Origin of the sequence: Amphritea atlantica, from assembly GCF_024347255.1 — a bacterium.
Classification (GTDB): Bacteria; Pseudomonadota; Gammaproteobacteria; order Pseudomonadales; family Balneatricaceae; genus Amphritea; species Amphritea atlantica.
In genome coordinates this window covers 4,171,291-4,198,226 of sequence record NZ_AP025284.1, presented here as the reverse complement: position 1 = coordinate 4,198,226, position 26,936 = coordinate 4,171,291, and the positions used below count along the sequence as shown (strand labels likewise).

General features: G+C 52.9%; 24 protein-coding genes and 5 tRNA genes. 6 read left to right on the top strand and 23 right to left on the bottom strand.

Features of this window, described 5'->3' with window-relative positions:
• Positions 1 to 43: 43 nt before the first annotated feature.
• The 12 genes from OCU43_RS19545 to OCU43_RS19490 all read right to left on the bottom strand — a co-directional run bounded on the left by OCU43_RS19545 (position 44) and on the right by OCU43_RS19490 (position 9,359).
• Positions 44 to 2,179: an EAL domain-containing protein gene (locus OCU43_RS19545; protein WP_091360163.1), complete on the bottom strand. Its 2,136-nt coding sequence runs from the start codon at positions 2,177 to 2,179 to the stop codon at positions 44 to 46.
• A gap of 529 nt (positions 2,180 to 2,708) precedes the next feature.
• Positions 2,709 to 2,783 (bottom strand) — tRNA-Gln (locus OCU43_RS19540).
• A gap of 9 nt (positions 2,784 to 2,792) precedes the next feature.
• Positions 2,793 to 2,869 (bottom strand) — tRNA-Met (locus OCU43_RS19535).
• A 38-nt stretch (positions 2,870 to 2,907) separates the two neighbouring features.
• Positions 2,908 to 2,982, bottom strand: a tRNA-Gln gene (locus OCU43_RS19530).
• 19 nt (positions 2,983 to 3,001) lie between these two features.
• Positions 3,002 to 3,078: transfer RNA gene (locus OCU43_RS19525), tRNA-Met, on the bottom strand.
• A 187-nt stretch (positions 3,079 to 3,265) separates the two neighbouring features.
• Positions 3,266 to 4,357 carry a redox-regulated ATPase YchF gene (gene ychF / locus OCU43_RS19520; protein ID WP_091360160.1) on the bottom strand — a complete coding sequence of 364 codons (1,092 nt, stop codon included), beginning with the start codon at positions 4,355 to 4,357 and terminating at the stop codon, positions 3,266 to 3,268.
• Between the two features lie 16 nt (positions 4,358 to 4,373).
• The gene (pth, locus tag OCU43_RS19515) at positions 4,374 to 4,967 is read right to left on the bottom strand and encodes an aminoacyl-tRNA hydrolase (RefSeq protein ID WP_091360159.1); all 594 of its coding nucleotides are present in this window, start codon (positions 4,965 to 4,967) and stop codon (positions 4,374 to 4,376) included.
• A gap of 21 nt (positions 4,968 to 4,988) precedes the next feature.
• Positions 4,989 to 5,588, bottom strand: coding sequence for a 50S ribosomal protein L25/general stress protein Ctc (locus tag OCU43_RS19510; RefSeq protein WP_091360157.1), 600 nt, complete (start codon positions 5,586 to 5,588; stop codon positions 4,989 to 4,991).
• A gap of 129 nt (positions 5,589 to 5,717) precedes the next feature.
• Positions 5,718 to 6,659 carry a ribose-phosphate pyrophosphokinase gene (locus tag OCU43_RS19505; RefSeq protein ID WP_091360156.1) on the bottom strand — a complete coding sequence of 314 codons (942 nt, stop codon included), beginning with the start codon at positions 6,657 to 6,659 and terminating at the stop codon, positions 5,718 to 5,720.
• Between the two features lie 152 nt (positions 6,660 to 6,811).
• Positions 6,812 to 6,886 (bottom strand) — tRNA-Gln (locus OCU43_RS19500).
• 96 nt (positions 6,887 to 6,982) lie between these two features.
• Entirely contained in the window at positions 6,983 to 7,579 is a 597-nt protein-coding gene (gene lolB, locus OCU43_RS19495; RefSeq protein ID WP_091360154.1) for a lipoprotein insertase outer membrane protein LolB, read from the bottom strand.
• Between the two features lie 40 nt (positions 7,580 to 7,619).
• Entirely contained in the window at positions 7,620 to 9,359 is a 1,740-nt protein-coding gene (locus OCU43_RS19490; protein ID WP_175483564.1) for a tetratricopeptide repeat protein, read from the bottom strand.
• A 180-nt stretch (positions 9,360 to 9,539) separates the two neighbouring features.
• Between OCU43_RS19490 and hemA the strand changes: the two genes are divergently transcribed.
• The 6 genes from hemA (at position 9,540) to OCU43_RS19460 (ending at position 14,438) form a co-directional block, all read left to right on the top strand.
• Entirely contained in the window at positions 9,540 to 10,808 is a 1,269-nt protein-coding gene (gene hemA, locus OCU43_RS19485; protein WP_091360150.1) for a glutamyl-tRNA reductase, read from the top strand.
• 6 nt (positions 10,809 to 10,814) lie between these two features.
• Complete coding sequence (gene prfA / locus OCU43_RS19480; protein ID WP_091360149.1) at positions 10,815 to 11,903, top strand: peptide chain release factor 1; 1,089 nt, start codon at positions 10,815 to 10,817, stop codon at positions 11,901 to 11,903.
• A complete protein-coding gene (gene prmC / locus OCU43_RS19475) occupies positions 11,903 to 12,769 on the top strand; it encodes a peptide chain release factor N(5)-glutamine methyltransferase (protein WP_338024079.1) in 867 nt (288 codons plus the stop codon). Before prfA ends, prmC begins: the two co-directional genes overlap by 1 nt.
• Complete coding sequence (locus OCU43_RS19470) at positions 12,759 to 13,514, top strand: HesA/MoeB/ThiF family protein (protein WP_175483563.1); 756 nt, start codon at positions 12,759 to 12,761, stop codon at positions 13,512 to 13,514. The genes prmC and OCU43_RS19470 overlap by 11 nt, the downstream gene beginning before the upstream one ends.
• Before the next feature lie 15 nt (positions 13,515 to 13,529).
• Positions 13,530 to 13,925, top strand: a complete 396-nt coding sequence (locus tag OCU43_RS19465; RefSeq protein WP_175483562.1) for a CoA-binding protein — start codon at positions 13,530 to 13,532, stop codon at positions 13,923 to 13,925.
• A 159-nt stretch (positions 13,926 to 14,084) separates the two neighbouring features.
• Positions 14,085 to 14,438 (top strand): RidA family protein, encoded by a 354-nt coding sequence (locus OCU43_RS19460; protein WP_175483561.1) that lies wholly within the window; start codon positions 14,085 to 14,087, stop codon positions 14,436 to 14,438.
• 19 nt (positions 14,439 to 14,457) lie between these two features.
• On the opposite strand, the gene OCU43_RS19455 is transcribed toward OCU43_RS19460, so the two are convergent.
• The 11 genes from OCU43_RS19455 to OCU43_RS19405 form a co-directional block, all read right to left on the bottom strand.
• Entirely contained in the window at positions 14,458 to 15,084 is a 627-nt protein-coding gene (locus OCU43_RS19455) for an ankyrin repeat domain-containing protein (RefSeq protein WP_091360146.1), read from the bottom strand.
• The gene (locus OCU43_RS19450) at positions 15,081 to 16,346 is read right to left on the bottom strand and encodes an SO_0444 family Cu/Zn efflux transporter (RefSeq protein WP_091360144.1); all 1,266 of its coding nucleotides are present in this window, start codon (positions 16,344 to 16,346) and stop codon (positions 15,081 to 15,083) included. Before OCU43_RS19450 ends, OCU43_RS19455 begins: the two co-directional genes overlap by 4 nt.
• A gap of 40 nt (positions 16,347 to 16,386) precedes the next feature.
• Entirely contained in the window at positions 16,387 to 17,343 is a 957-nt protein-coding gene (locus OCU43_RS19445) for an AEC family transporter (protein WP_091360142.1), read from the bottom strand.
• An 88-nt stretch (positions 17,344 to 17,431) separates the two neighbouring features.
• On the bottom strand, positions 17,432 to 17,926 hold the full coding sequence (locus OCU43_RS19440; RefSeq protein WP_091360140.1) for a SixA phosphatase family protein: 495 nt from the start codon (positions 17,924 to 17,926) through the stop codon (positions 17,432 to 17,434).
• 66 nt (positions 17,927 to 17,992) lie between these two features.
• Complete coding sequence (locus OCU43_RS19435) at positions 17,993 to 19,642, bottom strand: acyl CoA:acetate/3-ketoacid CoA transferase (protein ID WP_091360138.1); 1,650 nt, start codon at positions 19,640 to 19,642, stop codon at positions 17,993 to 17,995.
• 179 nt (positions 19,643 to 19,821) lie between these two features.
• Complete coding sequence (locus OCU43_RS19430) at positions 19,822 to 21,186, bottom strand: sigma-54 interaction domain-containing protein (RefSeq protein WP_091360136.1); 1,365 nt, start codon at positions 21,184 to 21,186, stop codon at positions 19,822 to 19,824.
• Between the two features lie 648 nt (positions 21,187 to 21,834).
• Positions 21,835 to 22,536, bottom strand: a complete 702-nt coding sequence (locus OCU43_RS19425; RefSeq protein WP_091360135.1) for an ABC transporter ATP-binding protein — start codon at positions 22,534 to 22,536, stop codon at positions 21,835 to 21,837.
• A 1-nt stretch (position 22,537) separates the two neighbouring features.
• Positions 22,538 to 23,305: a high-affinity branched-chain amino acid ABC transporter ATP-binding protein LivG gene (gene livG, locus OCU43_RS19420; RefSeq protein ID WP_091360133.1), complete on the bottom strand. Its 768-nt coding sequence runs from the start codon at positions 23,303 to 23,305 to the stop codon at positions 22,538 to 22,540.
• Entirely contained in the window at positions 23,302 to 24,564 is a 1,263-nt protein-coding gene (locus OCU43_RS19415) for a high-affinity branched-chain amino acid ABC transporter permease LivM (RefSeq protein ID WP_091360131.1), read from the bottom strand. Before OCU43_RS19415 ends, livG begins: the two co-directional genes overlap by 4 nt.
• Positions 24,561 to 25,487 (bottom strand): high-affinity branched-chain amino acid ABC transporter permease LivH, encoded by a 927-nt coding sequence (gene livH, locus OCU43_RS19410; protein ID WP_091360129.1) that lies wholly within the window; start codon positions 25,485 to 25,487, stop codon positions 24,561 to 24,563. The genes OCU43_RS19415 and livH overlap by 4 nt, the downstream gene beginning before the upstream one ends.
• A 116-nt stretch (positions 25,488 to 25,603) precedes the next feature.
• Complete coding sequence (locus OCU43_RS19405; protein WP_091360273.1) at positions 25,604 to 26,722, bottom strand: high-affinity branched-chain amino acid ABC transporter substrate-binding protein; 1,119 nt, start codon at positions 26,720 to 26,722, stop codon at positions 25,604 to 25,606.
• Positions 26,723 to 26,936 lie beyond the last annotated feature (214 nt).

Here is a 26,936-nt window from a genome sequence, read left to right as displayed (position 1 = left end):
TGAAGTTATCAGAGAAGCCGCGATCTAGCCACGGCTTTTCATGCTATTCAAAAAAATCGTAGGTCATGTCTTCGGCAGGGGGTTGCAGGTAGTAGCCCTGAATATAATCGACCCCCAGTTTCCAGAGTTTACCCATCAGACGGGTGTCTTCAACCAGCGGGGCGATACTGCCGATGCCCGAACCTTTCAGGTCTTTAATCAGGGCCGCGAAGGCTTTGTCTGATTCCGATGAATTACTCAGATCCTGGATGTAGAAACCGTCCAGTTTAACCAGATCGGGTTTCAGTTTTTTGCGCAGCAGCTCACGGTTTTCAGACACTCCGAAATGCTTGATGCAGAACTTGCAGCCAAGCTTTTTCAGGCCAAAGCGGAACTGTTCGGCCTGTACCTGGCTGGTACTCAGGTCCGACTCGCTGGCCTGAAACACGATCATCTCTGCTGGGATACGGTGTTCCTTAAGCTGATCTGCAATCCAGTTCAGAGCATCTGCATCCTGATAAAAGCCTGTGGTCAGGTTGATAAATAACCGGCTTCGCTGATGCTGCTTGAGTTGCTCTGCGACACGGACAAAAGCGTGTTGAATAACCCACTGATCGATTCGGATACTGATATCGGCGTTGTCCATGGTCGCCAGGAAAACGTTGGGCGATAAGCCCTCCTCACCCTCGTTCTCCTGCAAGCGCAGGAAGACTTCATAGTTACCCCAGCCATTGGCGGAAGCGAGGGCGACTATGGGCTGGAACAGGATACGGAACTTGTCGTTTTCCAGTGCATCGACGATCATTTTGATCGATGAATCATCGATATCATCATGATCTTCATCTGCCAGTTCAAACAGTTTGACGCCGTTACCCCGCTGACCATTGTTAAGCACTTCATCTGCAGCAACTCTGGCACGGTCTATCAACTCGATGTAGTGGGGGGCATTATCATTGATTGAACAGACCCCGATGCTGCAGGTGGTCTGTACGCTGCTGCCGGTGACATCAATATTCAGCTGCGCGATCGATTGACACAGCAGGTCGGCAAGTTTCATCGCTTTATCGGGGCTGGGGTCATGGAACAGAATGGCAAATACATCCTCTTCCAGGCGGGCGCAAATATGGGTTTTGTTGATCTTCTGTTGCATTAACTCGGCGACATCTGCCAATACGATATCGCAACCGCTGGTCCCCAGTTCAGACTGCAGAGCGCTGTAATTATCAAATCTGATATACAGGAGATGGCAGTCCGATCCACCGGTGAGTGCCCGGTGAACGGCTTTTTCAAGGGCACTTATAATGTAGTTGGCATCAAACAGGCGGGTGGTCGGGTCGAGGTTTTCGAAACTCTCTTCATTGCCCCTGATCTCCGGGCTGATAATGACCTGAAGGCAGTCCTGATTGAGATAACGCGTCTGCTGGATATTGAAGTGCGCCTGGAAGTTTGTGCCATCGACACGGCGTGCTTTCAGCTCGGTTTTAACGCCGTGACTGTTACTTTGCAGAGCGTCCTGTAGTGCTGTTTTTAACAGATCACGGTCTTTTAATACGGTGAACTTATCCAGCGGTTCATACTGCTGGTCGTTATTGTCATCCAGACCAAACAACTCAGAGAATGCCGGGTTGCTATACAGGGTTACCAGATCAGAGGTGAGATAGATAACCGGTAGTTTTGACAGTTCTGCCAGTTGCTGACAGCGCTTGTCAGATTCGGCCAGTTGTGCCTCAACAATGCGCAGACGTCGCCGGTTTTCCAGGTGCTCCAGTTGTCTGCGAATCTGAATCAGCAACAGCTCCTGCTCCTCCAGCGAGATCACCGTTGCCATCCGGGCCTTCAGCCCCTGCAGCAGGGCCTGACTGTTGCTTTTGGGTACCAGTTGAATAATCGGGATATCTTTGTTCAGCCGGTGAAGAATCTGTACCGCCTCTTTGGCGCCGAACTGGCCTTCAACCTGAGGGCTCAGGATCAGGTCCCAGGAGCGTTCGCTGAGGGCCTGGTGAAACTCTTCGGCTGACTGTGCCTGCTGGCCTCTGGGGGCGAGACGTGCGCCCCGTAACAGTGTGATTATCGGATCCGCTTCCTCTGCGGTCAGGCCGAGAAACAGGATATGCACATTTTTGCGCAGTCGCTGTCGCTTTTCAGAAATAATCCTTTTTAACAGGCCATCAGGCGCGCCTGTTGCTGCTTGTCCGCTCATGGTTTTCTTCTGCAGTTAAAACACTCTATGGATCTCTGAGTGTATCCGCTTTGAGTTGATCTGTCAGCGGGAAGGCTGTTAAAAAACAGTAGCTCGTAGCTTATCTTGAAGGTGATAAGAGCCGTCGCTCGTTGCTCGACGTCACAAAGAGCGTGACTTGTTCGTTGCTCGGAAAAGCCTTCTTAGTTGAATATGTGATGATTGAAGGAGTAAGAGCCTTGTAAGAAAGTTATTCTATCTGTCTGGCAGGATCAATTATTTGCTTTTCCTAGCTACTAACAACTAGCCACTTATCGTTTATGTGCCAGGTGGTTGTGTGGACTTGGGATTATTTTAAGAACTGAGTAGCTTGAAGCCAGAAAAGAATGGCTGGGGTAGGAGGATTGATCCTTAACGTCTTCGACGCTAAGTCCCCTGCGGGCTTCGCTGGCGCTCGTCTCAAATTGCTGCGCAATTTGTCGAACCTCGAGGTTCTCGTACAAACTGGAAGTCAGGGAGTTTTGTTGAACATTGCAGAGAAACAAAAGAATGGCTGGGGTAGGAGGATTCGAACCTCCGCATGACGAGATCAAAACCCGTTGCCTTACCGCTTGGCGATACCCCAGCAAAAGAATGGTGGCAATAGCGGGACTCGAACCTGCGACCCTCGCATTATGAATGCGATGCTCTAACCAGCTGAGCTATATTGCCATCTATATAACAGTGGGTTTAATAACCGTTATATAAATTGGCTGGGGTAGGAGGATTCGAACCTCCGCATGACGAGATCAAAACCCGTTGCCTTACCGCTTGGCGATACCCCAGCATTACCTGATAAGTGAATGGTGGCAATAGCGGGACTCGAACCTGCGACCCTCGCATTATGAATGCGATGCTCTAACCAGCTGAGCTATATTGCCTTAGCACTTATCAAGGCCGCGAATTATTCTCTTTTTTACCAATCATGTCAACCAATTGGCGGGAAAAAACCGGTCAATTTCGCTGCCTTTTGTCAGGCAAAAAAATAGCCATCCTGAATGACTTCAGAATGGCTATTTTTTGTACGAAAAACAGGGGAGGAGTCGTAAATACTCTCCTGTTTTCGTATTAAACGTTAAAGCGGTAGTGAACTACATCGCCATCTTTGAGGATGTAGTCTTTACCCTCAAGACGCCACTTACCGGCATCCTTGGCACCCGCTTCCCCCTTGTACTGAATGAAGTCATCATAGCCAATCACTTCGGCGCGGATAAAACCCTTCTGGAAATCGGTGTGGATTACGCCAGCACCTTCAGGCGCCGTTGCTCCCTGTTTGACTGTCCAGGCACGCACCTCTTTAACACCGGCGGTGAAGTAGGTGTGCAGCCCCAGCAGGGAGTATCCGGCACGGATTACCCGGTCAAGACCTGGCTCTTCCATGCCCATCTCCTGCAGGAACTCGAGCTTTTCTTCATCTTCCAGTTCGGAGATCTCGGCTTCCATCTTGTTGCAGATGATAACCACCTCAGCGCCTTCCTCTTTGGCCAGCTGGATCACTTTGTCCAGATGAGGGTTGTCTTCAAAGCCATCTTCGGCAACATTGGCGATATACATGGTTGGTTTAACGGTCAGCAGGTGGAACTGACGGATCTCTGCCTGCTCTGCCTCATCCAGGTCCAGCGCCCGAACCGGTTTCCCCTGTTCCAGCTGCGCCAGAATTTTTTCCAGGATTACTTTGGATTTCAGCGCATCTTTATCGCCGCTTTTGGCAACCCGCATCACCTTATTCAGTTGTTTTTCAACTGATTCAAGATCTGCCAGTGCCAGTTCGGTATTGATGATCTCAATATCATCGATCGGATCGATCTTATTGGCAACGTGAATCACGTTTTCATCTTCAAAACAGCGAACCACGTGTGCGATGGCGTCGGTTTCGCGGATGTTGGCGAGAAATTTATTGCCCAGTCCTTCGCCTTTGGAGGCACCGGCTACCAGACCGGCGATATCGACAAACTCCATGGTGGTTGCCAGAACCCGCTCAGGTTTGACGATCTCTGCCAGGGCATCCAGACGGGGGTCTGGCATAGGAACAACGCCAGCGTTGGGTTCAATCGTGCAGAAAGGAAAGTTTTCCGCGCCAATGCCCGCTTTGGTCAGGGCGTTAAACAGAGTCGATTTGCCTACGTTTGGCAAGCCAACGATGCCGCATTTGAAACCCATGGCTGTAATCCTGTCGTCAGTTGTTCGGCTTAAAAGAGTGTAAGGTTGTCATCGCTTTGTGCCAGTCGCCACCGGCGGCCTGTTCCAGTACCCGCATTGCTTCATCGCAAGCCGCTTGGGTCATGCTGAACTCGGACGCGGGGGCTTTTTTCAAGACAAAGCCGGTGACCTCGCCTGCGCTGCCGGGGTGTCCGATGCCGATGCGCAGGCGATAAAAATTCTTGTTGTTGCCCAGTTTGCTGATAATGTCGCGTAACCCGTTATGTCCGCCGTGACCTCCGCCTTGTTTAAAGCGGGCAACACCGGGGGGCAGATCGAGTTCGTCATGGGCGACCAGTATCTGTTCAGCAGGAATCTTATAAAAATTAGCCAGAGAGGCAACCGCCTGGCCACTGAGATTCATAAAAGTGGTTGGGATCAGCAGGTGAACGGGGTTGCCATTCAGTGTGATCTTGCCATACAGGCCGTGAAACTTCGTTTCGGGCTTGAGTTGGATAAGGTGTCGGGCAGCAAGCTGCCCGACAAAGTCGGCTCCGGCATTGTGACGGGTCTGGTCATACTTCTGGCCTGGATTGCCCAAGCCAACGATCAGTTGTATCTGGTCTTGCATACCGGAGCCTGTGGTCAGCTATTACTTGCCTGCTTTAGCTGCGCGAGGTGCGTAAGCCTGAGCGATACCCTGGTCACGGTCAGCACCACGACGCAGTTGTACAATCTCAACACCTTTTGGCAGAGTGATGTCAGACAGGTGGATAACCTGGTCCATCGCAACGCCAGACAGATCAACGTCCAGTGCTTCTGGCAGGTTTTCTGGCAGGCAGAGAACTTTCGCAGTGTTTTGCTGGATAGTGAATTTACCTGACGCTTTACCGGCTGGAGACTGGTTGAAGTTAACAAAGTTCAGCGGCACGATGATTTCGATAGGCGTAGATTTGGTGACGCGCTGGAAGTCAACGTGCATCACAGAGCTTTTAGCCGGGTGACGTTGCAGGTCCTTAACGATCACTTTTTCTTCTTTACCTTCCAGTTCCAGAGTCAGAATAGAGGAGAAGAAGCTTGGATCTTCGATCTGTTTAACCAGAACGCGGTTTTCCAGGGAGATAGACACAGGCTTTTTACGCTTGTCACCGCCATAAACTACAGCAGGAACAAAACCAGTATGACGCAGGCGGCGGCTCGCACCTTTCCCTTCGTCAGTACGAGGCTGTGCATTCAATACAAAATCGGTCATTTTAATACCTTCAGTAAAAACAAAACTGCAAACACCTTGCGACCAGGTACTTGCAGTTATTTCAGTAAGCCCATAATGGGCACGTTTTCCCGTTTGGGATATGTATCAGCTACCGTTAAGATCGCGGCCTTAACGGAACATTGCGCTGATAGATTCTTCGTTGCAGACGCGGCGTACCGCTTCTGCCAGCATCGGTGCCAGAGTCAGCTGGCGGATCTGTGAACAGTTTGCTGCCGCTTCACTCAGCGGGATGGTGTCAGTGACAACCAGTTCATCAAGATCAGAACCTGAGATATTGCTGATTGCTGCGCCGGATAGTACGGCGTGGGTTGCATAAGCAACTACCTTCTCGGCGCCATTCGCTTTCAGGGCTCCGGCGGCTTTACACAGCGTGCCTGCGGTGTCACACATATCGTCGACCAGAATACAGGTACGACCGCGCACATCACCGATCAGGTTCATAACCTGCGCCTCGTTGGCCTTCTCACGACGCTTATCGATAATCGCCAGGTCACAACCAAGCTGCTTGGCAACCGCTCGGGCTCGTACCACACCGCCAACATCAGGCGAGACAACAATCGGGTTGTCATAGCTCTGACGAGCGATCTCATCCAGCAGTACCGGAGATCCATAAACGTTATCAACAGGGATATCAAAGAAACCCTGAATCTGGTCCGCATGCAGATCGACGGTCAGTACCCGGTCGATGCCTACACCGGCCAGCATATCGGCAACCACTTTGGCGCTGATCGCAACCCGGGCGGAACGAGGCCGGCGGTCCTGACGGGCGTAGCCGTAATAGGGGATCACCGCTGTAATCCGGCTGGCAGAACCGCGACGCAGTGCGTCAGCCATGACGATCAGTTCCATCAGGTTGTCGTTGGTTGGCGCGCAGGTGGACTGGAGGATGAATACATCCTTGCCACGGGCGTTCTCGAGAATCTCAACGCTGATTTCACCATCGCTGAATTTTGTTACTGAGGCTTCGCCCATGGGAATATCCAGGCGCTCTACAACTTTCTCAGCCAGCTGGCGATTTGCATTGCCAGTGAAGACCATCATTTTAGGCACAGTGTCTACCTTCTCGGATCTGCAGTCGTTAAATTGAGATTCGTACTTTGTTTGTGACGGGGCTTCCACTCTACTTAAACCTCATTAAAAAGGGTCAGGAGCCGTTGCCCGGCCAGGTTCTTTAACACCCCCGGTCAGGGGCAGGTTAAAGTTGGCTGGGGTAGGAGGATTCGAACCTCCGCATGACGAGATCAAAACCCGTTGCCTTACCGCTTGGCGATACCCCAGTAACCCAAATCTACGAGCTGAGCCCGTAAAAGAGGCGCACATTTTCCCGGAACAGGAAGTTAAAGTCAAACATATGGCGCTTAAAATCGGTAATTTCAGAGTTGTATCTGCCACTCTTTGGCGATGATGGTCAGTCGCAGATCGTTGCGGCTGATAGTCAGCTTCTCCGGGAGCATATATCCGTTCTGGTTGGTGAATCTTAAGTAGTTGATTTCCCAGTTGTTCTGCTGCAGTTTTTGCAGATGTTGCTGCTTCATACTGAGTTCGAAGGGGTGACCCGGTGCGGGAACTCCCCTGATCCAGTAGGGCAGATCCCGCACCGGGAACTGCCACCCCAGAGTTTGTTCCATCAGTTGTTCAGGGGTCGCGGCCCAGAGAGGCTCCTCTCCGGCGATATCGATGGTGATGCCATCATCGTCACCTTCGATGCGGGCGCCTCCCTGACCCAGTGGGCCGGTCAGCTCAATCTGATAGTGCTGTTGCAGCTGCTGCCAGAACAGGCTGGCGTTGTTGTTCTCACGGGCGGTACGGATCGCGATTTTGCCTTTCAGTTGCCAGCTGTCCGCTGCTAACAGAGCGGGGTATTGCTCCTCCCAGGGACGTTCTGTAGGCGCCACCTGGTCTTTAGGTGTCAGTCCGGTACAGCCGCTCAGTAGCAGGACCGCGGCTAAGATCAGTAAACGTAATCGCATGGTGTTATCCGGTCACTTTTTCCAGAGCTTAATCCAGATCTTAATCCAGAGGAGCGTTAATAGAGGTGGCCGCTTCGATTAAGAACTCATTATCCGGGTGCTTCAGTTGCTCCTGTTTTAATAGCTGCAGCGCCTGTTGCTGCTGTCCCGCGGCATGGTAAGCCTGAATCAGATGGGCGCTGACCTCCGGATCGGGAAACTCGTCGTAGGCCTGTTGCAGGAAGCCCACCGCTTCAGCGGCTTTGCCCTGTTTCAGCAGTATCCAGCCCATGCTGTCGAGGATTGCCGGATCGTCCGGGGTAAGCGCTAAGGCTTTGCTGATCAGCTCAAAGGCTTCATCAAACCGGTCGGTGTAGAGCGTCAGTGTATAACCCAGCGCGTTCAGTGCCATACTGTTGTCCGGTTCCAGCGCCAGTACCTGTCGCAGATCTTTCTCAATCAGGCTGATATCCTGGGGATCAAGGGTCATCGCCCTTGTGTAGAGCAGGTTGGCATCATCCGGATGCAGCTGCAGGGCTTCATCAAGAATACTCAGCGCGGCATCCTTAAAATCATGCAGGTTGAGCCATTCCGCCTCCATGACGTATAGCTGAATATCGATTTCGGGCATGCTGCCGCGTGCATCCTGCAGAATATTCTGCAGTCGGGTGCGGTTGTTGGGGTGGTCGAGCAACGCCCCGATACGCCGGTAAGCCTGGAGGATATTGTTAGGGTCTTTGACTTTAAGGAAATGGCTGATCGCCTCTTCTGTATTGCCTTCATGCTGCTCAATCAAGCCCAGATAGTAGTGGGGCGTGGTATTGTCCGGGTAGCGCTGTAGCAGGTCCTGCATAATGCTGCGGCTCTGTTCCACCTGTTCGTTTTCCAGCAGGAGCAGGGCGGTGTAGAAGGTTAGCTGCGGTTCATCCGGGAAAGTATCCACCAGTAGCAGGGCCTGTTTTACCGCTTTTTTCGTTTGTTTTGACTGGAACAGCAGCTGGACATAGAGGGTGAAGATTTGCTGATCAGGCTGATCGGCGGCCAGCTGTGGCTCAAGCACTTTGATCGCCTGACGGTAATCCCCTTGTGACCGCAGTAGTTCCGCTTTCTGTATCACCGCTTCCTGGTGATCCGGGTCTTCAGCGATGGCCGCGTTAAAGCGCTGTAAGGCCTTGATATTGTTGCCCTGAACTCCGTAGAGAATCCCCAGGGTTGTCAGCAGGGTGGCATCGGTCTCCTTGCTGGCGTGCTCTTCCAGAAGCTTAATGTAGGCGTCGGCTTCTTCCGGACTGAACTTGTCAGCCTGGGCGCTGATGATCATCAGTGTCTGTTTATCGGAGTGGTGTAGCGCTTTGCGCAGCAGCGGTAGGGCAGCGGTGAAATCGCCTTTGCGCAGTAACAGACTGGCAGAGATCAGGTAGGGCTCGGGGTTGTCCGGCTCTGCTTTTTGCCAGAGTTTGCTGGCTTCCAGCAACTGATCATCCCGTTGCAGGTACTGGGCAATATAGGTCGCGCGCTTGGCGATCTCCGGATCGCCGGTCATCTGTGCCTGATGCAGGTAGTTGTTCAGCGACAGATCAAACTCCTTTCGCTGTCCGGCAATTTCCGCCACGATCAGCTCGTACAGGGTTTCCCGGTTGAGCTCTCCCGGATGGTATTCCACCGGGGCGAGAGGGGGAACCTCAGTGTCGGGTCCAGGTTTGCTAAACTTGCCGGTGCAGCCACTTAACGTCATCAGTGCGGCTATTAAGGTAACGGCAACCGATGTTGCGGCTGTTTTTACAAGAGTAGGTGCTTTCATTTTGCTGATTTTATCTGTCGCAAAGAGATTGATGGCTCCACTATAGATGAATCGCAGGGGTGTTGTCATATATGGAAGTAAATCGTAAAAAATTGACCTGATGCGGCACGGGTATTTTAACCTTTCAGTGAATAAAGTGTATTATTACGCGCTATTTCAATCTGGGTGATATTTTCCTTTATGGCTTTGCTCGCATTAGGCATCAATCATAAGACAGCTTCGGTCTCGGTCCGGGAGAAGGTCGCTTTTGCGCCAGAGCAGATGGCCGATGCACTGGCGCAGGCCTGTGAACTGGCGCATCTGAAAGAGGTGGCAATTCTCTCGACCTGTAATCGAACTGAGCTTTACTGCTCCACAGAGCTGGAAGGAACCCGTGCGCTGTTAGAGTGGCTGGGCAGTTATCACAGTCTTGATCCGGATGAGTTGCAGCGCTGCAGTTATGCCCATTGGGGGCAGGAAGCTGCTCAGCACATGATGCGGGTAGCCAGTGGTCTGGATTCTCTGGTGCTGGGTGAACCGCAGATTCTCGGGCAGCTTAAGTCCAGCTATGCGGTGTCACAGAATGCCGGAGTGGTGGGGGCGGAACTGGATCGGCTGTTTCAGCAGACCTTTGCCGTGGCTAAGAAAGTCCGTACCGATACGGCGATTGGTGAGAACCCGGTCTCGGTGGCTTATGCATCGGTGAGTCTGGCGCAGCATATCTTTGCCGATCTGAGCCAGAGTAAAGCGTTGTTGATCGGTGCGGGGGAAACCATTGAACTGGTCGCCCGGCATCTGTCCGAAGCCGGCGTTAAACAGATGACCGTAGCCAACCGGACGCTGGTACGGGCCGAGGCGCTGGCGGAAGAGTTTAATGCCCGGGCTATTCTGTTGGGGGATATTCCTGACGCGCTTGAAGATGCCGATATTGTTATTGCATCGACCGCCAGCCAGCTACCGATTCTGGGTAAGGGGGCGGTTGAGTCAGCGCTGAAAAAGCGCAAACACCGTCCCATTTTTATGGTGGATATCGCGGTTCCCCGGGATATTGAGCACGAAGTTGCTGAGCTGGATGATGTCTATCTCTACACCGTTGATGACCTGAAAGAGGTGATCGAAGAGAATGTGCGCAGCCGTGAAACCGCCGCGCAGGAAGCGGAAACCCTGGTAGAGGCGGGTGCCTCGGAGTTTATGCGTCAGCTGCGCGCTCTGGGGGCCGTAGAAACCGTGATGTCGTTACGCCAGCAGGCAGAACAGCTGCGCGATGTCGAGCTGGAAAAAGCGCTACGGCAACTGAACAATGGCAAAGATGCGCAAATGGTGCTCAACAATCTGGCGCGTGGTTTAACCAATAAATTAATTCACAGCCCCACCGTACAGCTGCGTAAAGCCAGCGCCGAGGGGCGTGATGACTATCTCGAGATGGCGCAGGATCTGTTTCAGCTGTCTCATAATGTAAAAGAAGACTGATTAGTGATGAAAGAATCGATTGCCCATAAACTGGAAAGCCTGGCCGACCGTTATGAAGAGCTGGCGGCGTTGCTGGGGGATGCCGGGGTTATCTCTAATCAGGATAAGTTTCGTGCTTATTCTATGGAATATTCTGAGCTGGAACCGGTGGTTAAATGCTTCCAGTCATACCAGGCTGCTGAAGCCGATCTGGAAGAAGCACGGGTGATGCTGGATGATAGTGATCCGGATATGCGGGAGATGGCGAAGGAGGAATTTTCCGCCGCGAAGGAGAATATTGAGACGCTGGAGCAGGAACTGCAGATTCTGCTGTTGCCGAAAGATCCGAATGACTCCCGTAACGTGTTTGTTGAAGTGCGGGCGGGAACCGGTGGCGATGAGGCTGCTATCTTCTCTGGCGATCTGCTGCGAATGTATACCCGCTATGCAGAAAATCAGGGCTGGAAACTGGAGATTATCAGCGCCAGCGAGGGGGAACACGGCGGTTATAAAGAGGTTATTTCGCGCATAGTTGGTAAAGATGTGTATTCGCGCCTGAAATTTGAATCCGGTGCGCATCGGGTGCAGCGGGTCCCGGAAACCGAATCCCAGGGGCGGATTCACACGTCCGCCTGCACCGTGGCGGTGATGCCTGAGATGGATGAGGTCAGTGATATTGAGATCAATAAGGCTGATCTGAGAGTTGATACCTTCCGCGCCTCGGGGGCCGGTGGACAGCACGTCAACAAAACTGATTCTGCGATCCGTATTACGCATATTCCCACTGGCGTCGTGGTTGAGTGTCAGGATGAGCGTTCACAGCACAAGAACCGCTCAAAAGCGATGTCTCTGCTGGCGTCACGTTTGCAGGCGGCAGAGCAGGAAAAACATGCTGCGGCTCAGGCCAGCACCCGTAAGTCACTGGTGGGCAGCGGCGACCGCTCTGAACGGATTCGCACCTATAACTTTCCGCAGGGGCGGATTACCGATCACCGTATCAATCTGACCCTGTATAAACTTCAGGAAGTGATGGAAGGTGCTCTGGGTGCGGTGGTTGATCCTCTGGTCAGCGAGTACCAGGCGGAGTTACTGGGTGCCCTGTCTGACGAAAGCTGATGATGAAGATCAGTGATGCTCAGGCCTGTGCCGGGCAGCTTGCCGCGACCAGCGATAGTCCGGCAGCCGATATTGAACTGCTGCTCTGCCATACCCTTGAATGCAGTCGTACCTTTCTGTTTACCCATCGGGACGATCCCCTGACTGCACAGCAGCAGGCAACGTTTGAACGGCTGATTCAGCGCCGTATTCAGGGGGAGCCTGTGGCGCACCTGACTGGCAGTCGCGGCTTCTGGACACTGGACCTGGAGGTGAATGCCACTACCCTGATCCCCCGTCCCGATACCGAGTGCCTGGTAGAAAAAGCGCTGGAACTGCTGCCGTCGCAGGCTGCCAGAGTCCTGGATCTGGGCACCGGAACCGGTGCCATTGCACTGGCGCTGGCATCGGAACGCCCCGCCTGGAGTCTGGTTGCCGTTGACCGGGTGCCGGAGGCTGTTGCCCTGGCAGAAAAAAACCGGCAACGAATCGGGCTGGAGAATGTCATAGTATCAGAGGGTAGCTGGTTTGAGCCGGTTGCTGGGCGGTTTGAGCTGATTGTCAGCAACCCGCCCTATATCGATCCTGATGACCCACATCTGGGGCAGGGGGATGTACGCTTTGAACCGCTGAGTGCGCTGATTGCAGAGGATCATGGGCTGGCAGATCTTCGCTATATCGCCAGCGAAGCGCGCAATTATCTGGTGGATGGTGGCTGGCTGCTGTTTGAACATGGCTATGATCAGGCGGTGAAGGTGCAGCAGCTGCTCGCTGATCTGCACTACCACGAGATCGGAACGGCACAGGATTATGGGGCAAATGACCGCATCACCTGGGCCCGCTGGACAGAATCAGTGAAACAAGAGAAGAGATGTGATGCTGAATGATGATCAGCTGTTGCGCTACAGTCGCCAGATTATGCTGCCTGAGGTGGATATCGCCGGACAGGAGTCCTGGTTAACCGCCTCTGTGCTGATTATCGGCCTGGGAGGGCTGGGCAGTCCGGTGGCGATGTATCTGGCTGCAGCGGGTGTCGGTCGTCTGGTGCTGGTGGATGACGATCAGGTTGAGTTAACCAATCTTCAGCGGCAGATTATCCACCGTACGGCGACCATTGGGATGGCCAAGGTTGATTCGGCGAAAGCGACCATTGCCGGGCTCAACCCCGATACTGAGGTGGTGGCAATCAACACCCGGCTGGATCAGGCTGCGCTGGAAAAGCAGGTGGCTGAATGCGATCTGGTGGTCGATTGCTGTGATAACTTTACTACCCGTTTTGCGGTGAATGCTGCTTGTGTAAAGCATCAGACTCCTCTAGTTTCAGGGGCGGCGATACGCCTCGAAGGGCAGGTGGCGGTGTTTGACCCCCGTCGTGAAGATGCCCCTTGCTATCGCTGTCTCTATCGGGATGGCGATGATGAAAATCTGACCTGCGCCGAAAGTGGCGTGCTGGCACCGCTGGTTGGTATTATCGGCTCGGTGCAGGCGATGGAAGCATTAAAAGTACTGGCGGATCTGGGTGAGCCGCTGGTGGGCAGGTTATTACTGCTGGACGGTCGCCATATGGACTGGCGAACACTGAAGCTGCGACGGGATCCTGAGTGCCCCTGCTGCGGCGATAAAAATAAATAAGAGGTACCGTGTTTCATGGACACAATTCGTCAGATATTAACCAATACCAAAACTATTGCGATGGTGGGAGCAAGCCCTAAGTCACACCGTGCCAGCAATCAGGTGATGCATTTTCTGCTGGCCAAAGGTTATAACGTGATTCCGGTGAACCCTCTCAAAGCGGGTGAGCAGATTTGCGGTCGGGAGGTGGTTTCCTCGCTGGCGGATATTAAAGAACCGATCGATATGGTGGATATCTTCCGCAACTCGGCTGAAGCGGGCGATGTGGTCGACGAAGCGATTGCCGTGAAAGCCAAAGCGGTCTGGATGCAACTGGGCGTGATCAATGAGCCTGCGGCAGAGAAAGCAGAGGCGGCCGGCTTGCAGGTGGTCATGAACCGTTGTCCTGCGATTGAGATTCCCCGTCTCTGAGCCGACAGGCAGGTTTTGGGGTTAGCTGTAGTATTATTTTCTGATATTTTTTCGACTTCCTCTCTTTTTTCCGTCGATGCTCCTGAATTCAGGGGCATCTGGCTGGTGTCTCCATGGTGATTCACTACAATATCCGGTTTACATAAAGGGTGAATACTGATGTCAATTGAACGCCAGGAGATCGGCCAGCGGATGAGCCGTATCGTGATCCATAACGATACGGTATATCTGTGTGGTCAGGTGGCTAAAGATGCCACTGCCGGAATTAAAGAACAAACCTCCACCATGCTGGAAAAGGTTGATGCACTGCTGCAACAGGCGGGCAGTGATCGTGAACATATCCTTTCAGCGACCCTGTATATTCGTGATATGAAAGACTTTGCGGATATGAATGAGGTGTGGGATAACTGGGTACCGGAGGGTCATGCGCCTGCCCGTGCCTGTGTTGAAGCCCGTATGGCACGGCCCGAACTGCTGGTGGAAGTCTCCGTTATCGCAGCGCTTAAAAAGTAATTAAGCCTGCGCATGCTGATTAGCCCAGCATCATCTGTCTGATTTTAAGGTCATCGGCCAGTCTTCTGGCGTAGCCGATGATCTCTTCACTACAACAGCCCTGCGGAATTTCATCCGGCAGCTCGGCTCCACTGTTTATCAACATCTGAACCAGTGCTTTATAGTCAGATTGCAGCGCCATCAAAAGCGGTGTTTTACCCTCAGCATCGCGCCTATTCAGATCCGCGCCGTACTCATTCAGGCGACTCAGGTGCAGCATCAGTGTGTCGTCAGAACAATATCTGAAACAGGCAAACAGAGCCGACCCGGGGTCGTTATCCGGGTAGTCAACAGGGGCGTCAGCCTGAAGCAGCACCGTCATCAATGCCAGACTCTGTTGCGGGTGTTGCAGTGCCTGATAGAGCAGTGGGTCACTGTGAGTCGATTGGCGAGTACAGCCGGCCTGTAGCAGGTGAGCCAGTGACTTTGGCTGTCCCGAGCGGATCGCCAGTTCTGGCAAGTTACAGACGCTGTTGTCATAGTTGAATCTGTGTTCAGTCAACAGCGTCTGATCCAGTTTAGTAAACTGCTTTTTCAGCAGAGTGAGGTCGCCCGAGATGACGGCTTGTTGGAGTTTGTTGAGGCTGCGACGGGTAAAAAAACTCATGTGCAGGTTGCTGCCTCTGTTTTCCAGAAAATCTGCCGCAGGGGTTTAACGGCAAGCAGAAACAGGATGATCGCAGCGATCCACTTAATCGCTACATAAGCCTGAGAATCGTGATGCTCCATGGCAACGCCAACGGTGAGTGACTGACTGGTCAGGATCGCATCGGTTGCCAGTCCTAAGGCGACCGCGCAAACACTGATTCCGCACAGATAGATAACCACCGCCCTGGCACCCAGTTCCCGGGTAAGAATGCCCAGCGATGCAATATTCGTGGCAGGGCCTACCAGCAGAAATACCAGAATCGCACCGGGCGACATGCCAGCAGCCAGCAGTGCTGCTGCCAGCGGTGTGGAGGCGGTAGCGCAGATATAGAGTGGCAGGCCAACAACCAGCATCAGCAGCATCCCCGTCAGTCCGCTGCCCCACTGACTCAGGCTGGCAGGCTCGACCAGTGTCGCAATGACCGCCGCCAGCACCAGGCCAAAGGCAAGCCATTTAGAAATATCATCGAGGATATCGACCATTGCAAACTGCAGTCCGGCCAGAATCCCTGCTTGCTCCGGCACTGTGGTTTGCTCGCCGCAACAGCCTGTTTTCCCAGCAGTTTCGAGTTTGTCAGTTGTTTCCGATGGGGCGCTACAGCAGCTGGTTTCGGTTTTTGCTGGTTTGCTGCAGCAACTTTTGCTCACTGCTTTCTCTTCGTCACAGGCACTGCTGATGGTTGTTTCTTTGCTGCTACAGCAGCTGGAGACGCTCTCTTGCGCAGGACTACAACAGCCAGACAGGGCTTTTTCTTTGCTGCTACAGCAACTGCTCGTGGGTTTGGTGTCGGTTGTCTGTTGCGGTGCGCTATCATCACGATCAAACATAAGGATCATAATGCCGCTGACAATAGCACTGAAGATGGCTGATACCGGTCGGATGATCGCCATGGCCGGGCCAAGAAGGGCGTAGGTTACCGAAATTGAGTCAACCCCGGTTTCCGGTGTGGCAACCAGAAAGGAGACCGTGGCGGGCTTGGATGCGCCGGAGCGACGCAGGCCTATGGCGGTGGGTAGTACGCCACAGGAGCAGAGCGGTAGTGGCGCGCCAATAAAGGCTGCCCGGATGACGCCGCCTGGCCCTTTGCCGCTAAGCCATTTTCTGACCAGTGCGGATGGGATCCAGCCTTTGAGTATCGCAGCCAGAACCAGGCCTAACAGCAGCCAGATTGCCGTATCCAGAAAAAGGTCCAGTAGATTGTCGAAAAATTCCTGCAGCATCACAGTCCCTCTGTATTGACTACTGGATATGTTATCAGAATCAGATCAGGTTCCATAAACGTAATAGATAGATGCCGCTGCTCAGGGTGATCACCGAACCCAGGGTGGTGGTCAGAATGATATTGGCGGCCAGTTGGGCATTACCACCCATCGCTTTGGCCATAATAAAGCTTGCTGCCGCAGTTGGGCAGCCAAACAGAACAAACAGGATTCCCAGTTCCTGGCTTTTAAAGCCATATAGCCAGGCTCCTGTGGTCAGCACCAGCGGCATGATGACCAGTTTAATCAGGGTTGACCAACTAGACTGGCCAGAGGTATCTCTGAGGCTTCTCAGGTTGAGCGAACCGCCGATCGCCAACAGGGCCAGCGGTAACGTCAGGCTGGCGAAGTAGTTGCCGATCTTGTCTCCCACCGCTGTCAGTCCCCAGCCAAAATAGGAAAAAGGCAATGCCAGCAATACCGCGATAATCAGTGGGTTGCGGGCAATCTCTTTGATCGGGCGGGTGATGCTGGCGCCACTGGTTTGCTGCGTCGGCAGTGAAAGTGCGAGCACTGAGAGAATATTGTACAGAGGGATCACGCAGACCAGCAACAGAGATGCCAGCGCCAGACCGCTGTTGCCGAACATGTTAAAGCTGACCGCCAACCCGATAATGCCATAGTTGCCCCGAAATGAACCCTGAATAAAAACGCCCAGGTCTTCGGGTTTTTTGATGAAATATTTACTTGTCTGCCAGAGAATCGCAACGCTGATTAGGGTGCTGATGATGAAGTAGCCCAGCAGTTGTGGATTGAACACGGCCTGAAAATCCATCCGGGATATGCTCATAAACACCAGAACCGGCAGGGTGATGGTAAACACCAGCTTTGACGAGGTATCAATAAAGCCCTGATCAATAATCCTCAGCCGCATCAGCAGATAGCCCAGTGAGACAATAAAAAAGATCGGTGCCACAATGTTACTGGTGAATAACAGGGTATCAATATAAAGGTTCAACGGGATGTTTCCATTTCACGGGTAGAGAGATGTCGGTGTTGAGACAGTATATCACCTATGCTGCAGTTGCTCTCCAGAGAGGAGGGGATTATTGATGCAGTTTCGGATAATCCAGGGCTTCGAGGCTGCCGCAGGATTCCGAGAGTTCTTCCCAGCAGGTAATGCTCAGCGCGATCTGCATCACCCCACTGGTGGGGAAGTGGGGGATATTTTCATCGGTGAGGTAGTGGCCGGTCATCTCCAGTGTCGGGTTGTGTCCCACCACCATCAGATGGCGGTAGTGATCTGATTGCCCCTGTAACAGGTTGATCAGGGTCTCTACCCGGGCGTGATACAGTTCAGGCACTTCAATGATCTTGCTGACTGGATACTCCAGCGCTGTAGCTATCTGTTCGGCCGTGGTGATCGCTCTGCGGGCGCCGCTGCTGAGGATCAGGTCAGGTTCAATCCCCATAGCCAGCAAACGGGATGCCATCAGGGGCAGGTCCCGTTTGCCGCGTTTGTTGAGCGGGCGGTTAAAGTCGGACAGTTCGGGGTTTTCCCAGCTTGATTTAGCGTGCCGTACCAGCGTCAGCATTTTCATAAACTGTCCTTAAACTGCGGGAATGATAACCTCAGTATTAACTAAGCTGGATAGAAAAGCTAACCGCTAACTGGCAATACAACTGTCCAGCTCCCGGGTTTGCTCCTCTGCGCCGGTGACCAGCTGCGACCAGAGCTTGCGCATATGACCGGCTGGGTGGCTGCCACTATGTTGCAGGTTCATCGGCCCTTCATTAAACAAACGAGGGTCCATCAGCACCAGGTTATCGTCGATAACGGGTTGGAACTCCATCTGGTCGAGAATATCGCTTTGCAGATCGACCCCCGGGGCAATTTCGGTGAGCCGGAGTCCTTCGGCGGTGAGCTTAAAAACCGCCCGCTCGGTAATAAAGGTGACGGAATGGCCCTGCTTTACCGCATACTCACCATTGAAGGTGATCTGTTGAACCTGCCGCAGAAATTTTTTCACCGGCCCGTTTTTAATGACCTGTAGCTGACCGTCATTGATCTCAATCTGCTGAGGTCCTGAGGTGAAGGTGCCGAGAAAGTAAAGGTCACGAGTGTTCTGGGTAATGTTAATAAAGCCACCGGCGCCAGCCAGTTTGTTACCAAAACGACTGACATTAACATGCCCCTCAGAACAGGTCTCTGCCAGCCCCAGAAAAGCCTGATCCAGGCCGCCGCCATCGTAGAAGTCAAATTGTGCCGGCTGATCGATCACCGCCGCGGCATTGCTGACGGCGCCAAAGCTGAGACCGCTGGCTGGTTGCCCGCCGATACCGCCAGGCTCCACTGTCAGGGTGAAATCATTGAGCATCTTCTCTTCCGCTGCCACGGCTGAAACCATTTCCGGCATGCCGATACCGAGGTTTACCACCGCGTGTTTTTGCAGGGCTATCAACGCTCGTCTGCCGATGATTTTTCGCGAAGATAGTGGCTCTGTTTCCTGGCTGGCCGGGGCAACAACATCGCCACAATAAGCTGGATTAAAGGGCTCGGCAAATGTCTGGGGATGGTCAGCCGGGTCTGCAACGACATAATGATCGACCAGTATGCCGGGTATTTTAACCCGGTCGGGTGTCAGATGGTGCTGGTGGGTGGTGCGTTCCACCTGAACAATCACTTTTCCGCCGCTGTTATGGGTCGCCTGGGCAATCGCCAGAGCTTCCAGCGGCAGAGCTTCCCGTTCCATGGAGATATTGCCATCTGCATCGGCTGTCGTGCCGCGCAGCAGGGCGATATCGATAGGGAAAGCTTTGTAGAACAGGTACTCCTCGCCATGGAGGCTGATCAGTTCAACCTGATCGGTGCGGCTGCGGCTGCGGCTGTTGATCTTACCGCCCCCCAGGCGAGGGTCAACAAAGGTGTGCAGGCCTACTTTGGTGAGCGTGCCGGGTTTGCCTGCGGCAATATCCCGGAACAGGTGGCAGATCACGCCCTGAGGCAGATTGTAGGCTTCGATGCGATTATCCGTTGCCAGTTTACCGAGGCCCGGCGCTAATCCCCAGTGACCGCCGATAACTTTACTGACCATCCCCTCGTGAGCAAAGTGATTCAGTCCCCGGTGTTGCGCATCTCCCTGGCCCGCAGCGTAAACCAGTGCAAGTTTCTGCGGTTGCTGGCAAGCGATAAAGCGCTGCTCTACTGCTTTGGCGATCGCTTCAGCGAAGCCGATGCCAATAAAACCTCCGGTGGCGATGGTTGCGTTGTCTGGGATAAGTTGCGCGGCTTGTTCTGCACTGATCTGCTTAGACATAAATCGATCCTGACGTTGTTATTTTTTTAATATAGACAGATATATAGCAAACGCTGGGCCATAGCTTTAAAGCTCTTTTTAATCAATTATTTATAGTGATTTATATCAAAGATTGATAATAGATTTGTCTATATTTTTAAACAAAGTGTAAAGATATGTCTATTTTGAGTTTTATGATTTTACAGTTTTAGACGCTTTATCCGGTTGTAAAGTGTCGCACGGGAGATGCCCAGTAGTTTAGCGGCCTGGGTTTTATTATGCTGGCACTGCTGCAGTGCCTGTTGCAGAGAGCTCACTTCTGCCTGGCTGCGAATCTGAGACAGGCTGTTAGCTGAAAACGCCGGTGTGGTCTGGGCAATATCATCGGCACCCAGGTCATCCGGGTAGATCGCATTCTGTTCCGCCATAACGCAGGCGCGTTCCAGCCGGTTGTGCAGCTCTCTGACATTGCCGGGCCAGTGGTACTGCTGCAGCCAGGTGATCGCCTCACTGCTGAGCTCCTGTGCAGGCAGGCCTGAGTCCCGGGCGATTTTCTGCAGCAGATGGCTGCACAGTGCCGGGATATCGGATCTTCTTTCCCGTAGCGCCGGGAGTCGTAGCGGCAGAACATTTAACCGATAGTAGAGATCCTCCCTGAAGCGTCCCTGATCAACCAGCTGTTTGAGGTTGCGTGAGGTCGCGGCGATAATTCTGACATCAATCTTCTCTAAGCGGTTGGAGCCCAGCGCTTCCACCTCCCGCTCCTGGAGCACCCGTAACAGCTTTGCCTGAATCGCAGCAGAGATGTCGGCGATCTCATCGAGAAACAGGGTGCCGCCAGCAGCCAGCTGTATTTTGCCTTGCCGACCGCTTTTTGTCGCGCCAGTAAAGGCGCCGGCTACGGCACCAAACAGTTCAGACTCCACTAGTGTTTCCGGTAGTGCCGCCATATTGATCCCGACAAAGGGGCCGTCCCTGCGGGGCGATGCGTTGTGAATGCCCTGAGCCAGCAGTTCTTTGCCGGTACCGGTCTCTCCCAGCAGCAGAATGGTGGTATCCAGTTGCGCTGCCCGCAGTGCCTGGCGTCTGACTTTGAGAAGTGGGACTGAATCCCCCACCAGATCATCCAGTTCATACTTACTGGTACGCAACAGATTTTCCGAGACCAACTGCTTTTTCAGGCGCGCGAATTTATCAAACAACGGTTGCAGATTGTTCAGATTGTCATAGAAGATAAAGCCGATAGCACCAAACACTGAGCCATCGGGATTTTTCAGCGGCAGGCGGGTGACTGCGCACCAGCGATTATTAATCTGCATCAGATCCAGAAAGCTTGGCTGACCAGTTTTCACTACACGGGGAAGCTGGGTGGTAGGCAGAATCTCTTCAACCGGTTGTCCGGTAAGAGGTGCATCCGAGGGGAGGTTAAGAAACTCCCGGTATTGTTCGCTTAGCCAGACAACCCGGCATTGCTGATCGATGGCGATAGCGCCCTGGCAGAGGCTGGAGAGCAGGGTAAGCAGGTTTTCGTCGCTGCTGTTAATGAGGGTTTCAAGCTGGCTCATCGGTATCGGCACTTATACTTAGATGTACGCAGGTATGCGCGCAGGGACATGTACACACCAGTGTGCCAGATTTTACTGCTGAATGGCAGAGCCGCTGTAAGACTCCTGTTCGAGCGCCAGGCCTGGCGCTCAAAATAAAAAATCAGGCGACGCGCTGATTTTCGGTATACGGCATCAGTTGCCAGCTGTGAGGCACGCTTACCAGCCCAATCTGCGCTGAGCAGTCTTTGCAGATATAGAGGGTGTTGTTGTGTATGTGCTTAACTTCAACCAAGCCACTGTGGAGACTGATGCTTTGATGTTCCAGTAGTGACTTGCACTGTGGGCATAGACATCTCATGTGTGTTACCTCAAAACTGTATTCTGGACGTTTACTTCAAAATCCTTAACAGTACTTGCTGTGTTTCTGTTGCTTCTGTGTGACAAAAAACAGTCTCAGAAGAGTGTTTTTGTGTCGTTTATATGCGACTTATATTAGCACAATAATGATGGATTAAAAATGTTGACGTAAATCACTGTAGTGTAAGCAAAAATTGCTGTTTTGGTTGATTTTAGTCAGTTTATTAGGGTGATTCTGAACATTTCTCCGACTAAAGAACGAAAAAAAACCAGCCAACAGGCTGGTTTTGTATCTTTTTGGAGACGCTTCTAGCCCCCGAGATAGGCCTTTTGAACCGATTCATCGGTGAGCAGGTTAGCCCCGGTATCGGTTTTAACGATTCTGCCATTTTCCAGAACGTAGGCCCGGTCGGCGATTCGTAAAGCCTGGTTAGCATTCTGCTCCACCAGAAAGATGGTGACCCCCTCATCCCGCAGACGTTCGATAATATCGAAAATCTGTTTGATGATGATCGGTGCCAGCCCCAGAGAGGGTTCATCCAGTAGCAGTAGGCGGGGTCTGCTCATCAGTGCCCGGCCAATGGCAAGCATCTGTTGTTCGCCGCCCGACATGGTACCTGCCCGTTGTTTAAACCGTTCTTCGAGACGCGGGAACAGCTTAAGAACATATTGAACCGTCTCTTCAGCCTGCTCTTTGGTGCGAAAATAGGCCCCCATTGAGAGGTTCTCTTCTACCGTCATCGAGCTGAACACCCGGCGTCCTTCGGGGACGATTGCCAGCCCTTTGCGCATGATCTCAGGGGTGTTGCAGTGTTCCAGCTCCTCCCCTTCAAAAACAATCTTGCCGGATGAGGCTTTGGGGTCGCCGCAGATGGTCATCATCAGGGTTGTTTTGCCCGCGCCGTTGGCACCGATGAGCGTAATGATCTCCCCCTGACGGATCTCAATGCTGACATCATGAAGTGCCTGAATCTGCCCGTAATGGGTGTTTACATTTTCGATCTGCAGCATCTTATTCCTCTCCGAGATAAGCTTTGATGACATCGGGGTTGCCTTTGATCTGCTCGGCGGTTCCGTTGGCCAGAGGGGTGCCCTGGGCAATCACATAGATGTGATCGGAGATGCCCATAACCAGGCTCATATCATGCTCAATCAGCAGGATCGAGATCTCATGCTCATCACGCAGCTTAATGATCAGCTCGTCCAGCTCTTTGGTCTCATTAGGGTTCAGACCTGCGGCGGGCTCATCCAGCATCAGCAGTTCGGGCTGGGTTACCATGCAACGGGCAATCTCAAGGCGGCGTTGCTGCCCGTAAGCGAGGTTGCCCGCTTCCCGGTTGGCATATTCCAGCAGTCCCACCTCTTTCAACCAGTGTGCGGCATGTTCCATCGCGTCTTTTTCAAGGCGACGATAGTTCGGCGTTTTCAGCAAACCGGAGAACAGGTTGGTATTCAGATGCCGGTGCTGTGCAACCAGCATATTCTCAATCACGGTCATCTTCTGAAACAGACGGACATGCTGAAAGGTGCGTACCAGACCCTTGCGTGAAATCTGATAATCTTTCAGGCCGGCAATCTGCTCATTTTTGAGCATGACACTGCCTTCCGTGGGAATATAAAAACCGGACAGGCAATTAAAAACGGTTGTTTTCCCGGCACCGTTCGGGCCGATAACTGAAACGATCTGGCGATTTTTTACCTTCAGGTTTACCCCGTTTACCGCTACCAGGCCGCCGAAGCGCATGGTCAGACCGTTTACATCCAGCAGTAACTGACTCATTGTTGTTTCAACTCCAGATTCGGTCGTTTCATCGGTACCAGTCCCTGAGGGCGCCAGCGCATCATCACTACCATCAGCAGGCCGAACAGCAGCATCCTGTATTCAGAGAACTCCCGTGCCAGTTCCGGCAGAATAGTCATAATAATGGCGGCGAAGATGATGCCCATCTGCGAGCCCATACCGCCCAGTACCACAATCGCCAGAATGATGGCTGACTCGATAAATATGAATGATTCCGGGCTGATAAAGCCCTGCCGGGCGGCAAAAAAGCAGCCTGCAAATCCTGCTGTTGATGCCCCCAGAGTGAACGCTGATAACTTGATGGCGGTGCGGTTCAGTCCCAGAGAACGGCAGGCGATCTCATCTTCCCGCAGCGCTTCCCAGGCGCGACCAATCGGCATCCGCATCAGACGGTTGATCAGATAGATGACACAGATCACCAGCAAGACTGCGATCAGATAGAGAAAGATCACTTTGTAGGAACTGGAGTAATCCATATCAAAGTATTCATGGAAGGTCATCGCGCCTTCCTCTTTGGCTCGGCGGTTGAACTCCAGACCAAACAGGGTCGGTTTGGCGATGCCTGAGATCCCGTTGGGTCCGCCGGTCAGGGAGGTCCAGTTGTTTAGCAGAATGCGGATTATCTCACCGAAACCGAGGGTGACAATTGCCAGGTAATCACCTCTGAGACGCAGCACCGGAAAGCCCAGAAGGAAGCCAAAGGTGGCCGCCAGCCCCGCTGATATTGGCAGGCAGGCCCAGAACGACATACCGAAATACTGGGATAGCAGGGCATAGGTGTAGGCGCCAACCGCGTAGAAAGCGACAAAGCCCAGATCCAGCAGGCCGGCAAGGCCCACCACGATATTCAGTCCCAGCCCCAGCATAATGTAGATCAGTGTCAGGGTTGCCAGGTCAACCGACCCTCGGGAAACCATAAATGGCCAGATCATCATTACGACAATGATCGCTGCGATCAGCCAGGGCTTCAGGGTGGCAAACTTTTGCTGTTGCGGCAGCAGCGCCTGGATATCAGGTTTGGGAATGGCGCGGAAGAGGGCGTCAACCTGGGTACTGAACAGTTGCGACAGAAATACCACCGCGATACCGCCAATAATCCATGCCCACTGTTCGGCGGTGGCGCCTTTGACAGCCAGTACGGTACTGTCGGTATCCAGTTTAACGCCGATCATCAGGCAGGCGAGGATGAAGGAGATACCGGCGGCAAAAACTGCATTATAAAGCTTACTGGAATTCATACTTTTTCTACCTCCGGCTTGCCCAGGAGTCCGCTTGGACGGAATAGCAGGATAAGCACCAGCAGACCGAATGAGACAACGTCTTTATATTCTGAGGGGAAGAATGCGGAGGTCATCGCTTCGGTAACGCCGAGGATCAGGCCACCGAGCACTGCGCCGGGAATTGAACCGATCCCTCCGAGTACCGCTGCAGTAAATGCTTTGAGACCCGCGATAAAACCAACAAAGGGGTTGACCACTCCATAGTAGAGCCCCAGCAAGAGGCCTGCGATGGCAGCCAGGGCGGCGCCGACAATAAAGGTGAGAGCGATAATCTTGTTGGTATCGATCCCCAGCAGGTTGGTCATCCCCAGATCCTCTGAACAGGCGCGACAGGCGCGACCCATGCGGGAGCGGGAGATAAACAGCGTCAGCAGAGTCATGCTGATAAAGGTGATGATGAAGATCAGTACCTGCATATAGGAAAGGGAAACCTCAAAGACACTGGGGTCACCAAAGTTCCAGCCACCGGTAATCTGCGGAGGCAGGGCAACATCCCGGGAACCCTGGGACAGGACGACAAAGTTTTGCAGGAAAATTGACATGCCGATCGCGGAGATCAGTGGAATCAGCCGGTTTGAGCCCCGCAGGGGGCGATAGGCGACCCGCTCAATCGTCCAGCCATAGGTGCTGGCGATAAACATGGCGACCACGAGGGCGATTATCAGGATGATTGGCAGGCTTACCATACCCATGCCCAGCAGACCTGCGATAACAATAAAGGTTACGTAGGAGCCGATCATGTAGATCTCGCCGTGGGCGAAGTTGATCATGCCGATGATGCCATAAACCATGGTATAGCCGATGGCGATCAGGGCGTAGGTAGAGCCGATGGTTAGCCCGTTAATGAGCTGTTGCAACAGATAAAGCGAGAATTCTGACATTTGCAGGGACCATATAAAACGAATCCCCGATGCCGGATCGCGGCATCAGGGAATCGGGATTGACGAATTGCAACAGGGTGCGTTGCAGTTCGATAATCTATTGATATTACAGTAATTTACTCAGCAGGAGTCTTAGAGCCATCCTTGTGTAAGCGGTATACCAGGAAAGTTGACTCCGTCAGGTCGCCTTTCTCGTCATACTTTACTTTACCGATGGCTGTATCGAAGTCGTGGCTGCGGATATAGTCAGCCAACGCTTCAGAATCAGTCGATTTTGTCGCTTCCATCGCATCGGTCATTACTTCAACCGCAGCATAAGCTGTGAAAACAAACGGACCGGTTGGGTCTTCGCCTTTGGCCTTGATGGCCGCAACGCGTGCTTCGTTGACCGGGTTCTGGTCAAAGCTCTTCGGTGCTGTGGCCAGCACGCCTTCAGCTGCGTCGCCAGCGATCTTAGCCAGATCGGAGTTAACTACGCCTTCGGGGCCCATAAACTGTGCATTGAAGCCTTTTTCAGCAGACTGACGCAGGATCAGACCCAGCTCTGGGTGGTAGCCACCGTAGTAGACAAAATCAACGTTCTCTTTTTTCAGCTTGGCAATCAGGGCGGAAAAGTCTTTGTCGCCGGGGGTGACACCTTCAAACATAACCGCTTTGACGCCGTTTTCAGCTAGCTGATCGCGAACCGCTGTTGCCAGTCCTTCACCGTATTGCTGCTTATCATGGATAACGGCAACACGGGCCGGCTTAGCTGTATTAAGGATGTACTGAGCGGCCATACTGCCCTGAAGACTATCCAGGCCGATGGTGCGGAAAACCATCTGGTAGCCCTTCTCGGTGATCGAAGGTGAGGTGGACGCGGCGGTAATCATCAATACGCCTTCCTCTTCGTAGATATCTGCGGCAGGTTCAGTGGAGGAGGAGCACAGATGGCCAACCACCTGAGTGATACCATCATTGACAATTTTGTTCGCAACGGCGACGGCTTGTTTGGGATCACAGGCATCGTCATAGATAACGCCTTCCAGCATCATACCGTTCACACCGCCTGCTTTGTTGATATCGTCAATCGCTGCCATAACACCGATTTTTTGCATATCACCATACTGGGCGACAGGGCCTGTCGCCGGGCCGGCCAGAGCGATTTTCAGGGTGTCGGCCTGTGCAGCAGCGGTTAAACCCATTATGCATACGGCGGTGCTCAGACCGAGCAATGTTTTGCGGAATTGATTCATCGAGCTAATCTCCATTTATTGTTCTTTGCAGAGGTTTTTGAGTGCACCATCTGAGAACAGCCGGTTGTTGATTGAATTCGGGTCTGTTCACAGATGTTATTACCTCTGTCGCAGTGGCTAACTCTACCTCTGGCCGTCTACAAATTGCAATCTAAGCAGAGGACTTTTATACATTTATGTTGATCTGGAATGCTTTACTCTGTGCTGTGGCGAA